This window comes from Stenotrophomonas sp. YIM B13575 (genome assembly GCF_042787595.1).
GTDB lineage: Bacteria > Pseudomonadota > Gammaproteobacteria > Xanthomonadales > Xanthomonadaceae > Stenotrophomonas > Stenotrophomonas lactitubi_B.
In genome coordinates this window covers 1-3395 of the sequence record NZ_JBHZOP010000135.1, presented here as the reverse complement: position 1 = coordinate 3395, position 3395 = coordinate 1, and the positions used below count along the sequence as shown (strand labels likewise).

Here is a 3395-nt window from a genome sequence, read left to right as displayed (position 1 = left end):
AAGCGTGGAACTGCTGTCGCCGCCACTCTCCGACATCGACATGCCTGGGCCACCGCGAGGGGCGGTAGTGCCCGCCTTCGGATCCCAACCCTTCATCTGCCCGCCGGCACCGCCACTGATGCTGCCCGAGCTGGCCGAGTAGTCCATCTGGTTCTGCAGATCGCTGAAGGTCAGCGTCTGTGCGGTCAGTTCACTGTTGGCCGCGTTGGTGCTGGAAATCGCGCCGCCAATCAGATTCACGTGTCCAGCATCCACATGATAGCCACCGTTGCCGGCAAACAAGCCACTCTGCTGGCCCACGCCCTGGTAGCTGCCCTCTGCCTTGCCTGCGCTGGCGTAGCCATCGGCATTCCACGCATTGCCGAAGGCCACCTGCACGCGCCCACCCACCTGGCTGTTCTTGGACATGCTCTCGGCCATGTCCTGCAGCGATTCGATGGTCAGCGTGCCGCCGGTCTTGACGTCGATGCGGTCGGCCGTGGCGGTCGCGCCACGCAAGGTGGTATCACCCTCGGCCTTAAGCGAAATGTGCTGGCCGGTCAGCGTGGTGTTCTGCCAGGTGTTGCTGTCCGAGTTCGACTTGCTGCTGCCCACGCTGGCTTCGGCATACACGTACACGCCCGTCTGCGCGCCCACGACAACGCCAACGCCCACTTCGGGGCCGGCATTGCTGCTCTTGCTGTGGTCTGCCACGTGCGCCTTGCCCGCTTCCAACAGGATGTCGCCCGCAGAATCCAGGCTGAGTGTGTTGCCTGCGCTCAGGTTGCCCTGCACTACGTGGATGTCGCCCGTCGTGCTGGTCAGGTTGACGTTGCCGCCGCCCTGGATGGTCGAGCCATGTGAAGAAACTCCGCCATCGAAAAATACCAGCTAGACATCTATCTCAATAGCGAACTCATTTCAGCAGAAGGCGGCAAACAAGACCGACTCCTGCATTGCACACCAAACCCCAAACCACATTTATTTCCACACCCAAATTTCGCTCAAAATATAACGAATCAATCTCGAGGAAAGCCAAACTCTAGGTGTGCGAAACAACACCATGCCACTCATACACTCAGCGCAGCCCTTACTCGCCCCAAGTCGCACAAGAAATCTACGAGCTCGGCTCCATTCAGCGCCTGAGAGGCATTCCCGGCGCTGCCGTCCGCGCAACTTCTTGCAAACTTAAATGGAATCTCATCCTCAACCTCATAAAACGACAAAGCCCCCCTATCCAATATGCAAGCAAGAAGCGCAGTTAGCGCAAAAATCTCTTCCCCGGGAAAATTCTCCAACTTCAACTCGAGAGAAGAATATGCAAATAGAATAGCCTGGCCGAAATCATAACCCAACTTACCAATGCCCTCTTCCACATCAGAGCTTACCGACCTCACGTAATCCCTATACCCCCAAGGCTTCATCATCACTTCCCACTATAAACATTAAGCTGTATTCCCGGATACCGGGCCCTAAACTGCAATATTACCTGGAACAACTAGCACACGCCTTCAACTCAGTAAAAAGATCGATCCTACCAACGGCAGACGGATTGTCCCCCAACGATCTTGCAACATTTTCAAGAATCTTGAACTCACCATCAACATCCCTCAGGAAAGCATTCTTTCCGTCAACCTTACCCCAGTCACCCACACTTAGAGTCTTGAATACGGTCTCTCCCTCAGGGGCAGCAACGAAGCCCGCTTCTCCTTCAGCATAGCGACTGAAAGCACGGAGCTCAGACGGCAGCCCCGCAATCTCAACGTTAGCAACGGCGATATTTCCCTTGGCCTGCAACTCTAGAGGTAGAGTGCCGCGCAAGTCGGAGACACGTCCGGCCAGAGATTGCTGGATTTCCGGGGCCGTGGAGTTGGACAAATATCGGGAAAAATTTCCCTGATTCGCTTTACTTCCTGCCTGCTCACCAAGCAATTCTCCTGTCCCGCGCACCAAGCCGCCTGACGTACCTCCAGCCGCGCCAATTTGAGTCAAGGCATACAGCAGCTCTGCCACATCTGGCGAAATTCCAGCCGCTTGGAATGCCTGTCCGCCCCAAGTAGCGGCAGGCTTACCCGTGAACAGCGTGCTGGTGCCGGCTACCGCGTTGTCATAGCCGCTTGCAATCAGAAAACCTGCGCCTACACAGCCGATTATCGACGCACACGATGGTGATATCGCAATACCACCAGCCGCCTGCGCCGCTCCGCCAACCGCCTGCAGGCCGCCGAATGCACGCACTCCAGCCTGATTTCTCGAACCCCAGTCAAACAGGTAATCCGTAAATGCATAGTCGAACAGCTGTTCCTGGGTTGCCACTCCATTGCCCGCCGTGTACAAATAGCCTGGCTGTACCTGCACCTTCAGCCACTGTCGATCATCCAGAGCCTCCGGGGTCGAGCCCAACGCTTCGATGGCTGCCCACTCGGCCCTCTCAACACTGCCTTCCGCGAACCCAGCTGAACATTTGACGAGAGCACACGCTGCTGCTGTGAGCTCAGCTTCACGAACAACGTCGCCGTTGCTCAACTCCTTGATGCGGGCCAGCTCTACTGCATTTAGAAGTCGATTGTTTTCTACGGCATTTTTGCTGATTCCCATACTGAGAGCGATCTGTGCAAGATCGCCCCCCGCCGCACCACCCGCCAGTGCTCCAACCGCCTGAGAGAGCGCCGAAATCGTTTCTTTGTCCGCGTAAGGGAAAGCCTGCATCAGCACGCCCGCAGCGATCTCTCCGCCCGCTCCAGCCAGCGCCCCCCCCTGACGCCGAGCCGCCATTGAGCTCCGCCAGAACTGCACCAAGCAACGCATGTGACAGTGCCTGCGCTACGGCATTGGGATCGCTACCGTGGCCTGTGTCGAATTTTTCTCCGATCAACTGGGCCGCGTAGGGAGCAAGTGCATTGCCCACGACCTGGCTGGCGCCTTGGCCGGACGCACCGCCGATAAGGGCCATAGTAACGGCGCCCAAGGCCCGGCTGTAGTCCCCGCCGATCCCCCACTGGAGTTGGGATCTGTAGAAGTTGCGGTAGTCTGCACTATGGCTGAGGACGTAGTTCTGCCGTCCCTCGGCATCAAGTGCTTGGAAGTCGGCAAGATCCTGTCCCTCAAGCTTTTCCACAAAGCCGTCATAGGCGTTCGCAGCACCGGCCTGAGCGCGGGAGGCAAGGTCTCCAGAAATCTGTCTGCTCGTTGAAAGCACCGTCCCCGCCGCAGCCGCCATCGCCTGCTGATCGGCCAGCAACTTGCTGGCATCCGGCAATGCCTCCAGCGCACGATGCGCGGCACTGGCATCGGTATTGATACCCAGCTCCGCCGCCGTGGTCTGCTTGCCGCCGATGGTGATGCTGCCTTCGGTCAGCGTTGCAAGCGTGGAACTGCTGTCGCCGCCACTCTCCGACATCGACATGCCTGGGCCA

At 58.1% G+C, this 3395-nt stretch carries 2 protein-coding genes and 1 pseudogene; all 3 read right to left on the bottom strand.

Features of this window, described 5'->3' with window-relative positions; all coding sequences use genetic code 11:
• A partial coding sequence (locus tag ACFX4F_RS18330) for a hemagglutinin repeat-containing protein (RefSeq protein WP_380657662.1) occupies positions 1-870 on the bottom strand: 870 nt, incomplete at its 3' end.
• 594 nt (positions 871-1464) lie between these two features.
• Positions 1465-2577 (bottom strand): deaminase domain-containing protein, encoded by a 1113-nt coding sequence (locus ACFX4F_RS18325; RefSeq protein ID WP_380657660.1) that lies wholly within the window; start codon positions 2575-2577, stop codon positions 1465-1467.
• A 21-nt stretch (positions 2578-2598) separates the two neighbouring features.
• A pseudogene (locus ACFX4F_RS18320) lies at positions 2599-2688 on the bottom strand (VENN motif pre-toxin domain-containing protein); the annotation flags it as partial.
• Between the last annotated feature and the right edge of the window lie 707 nt (positions 2689-3395).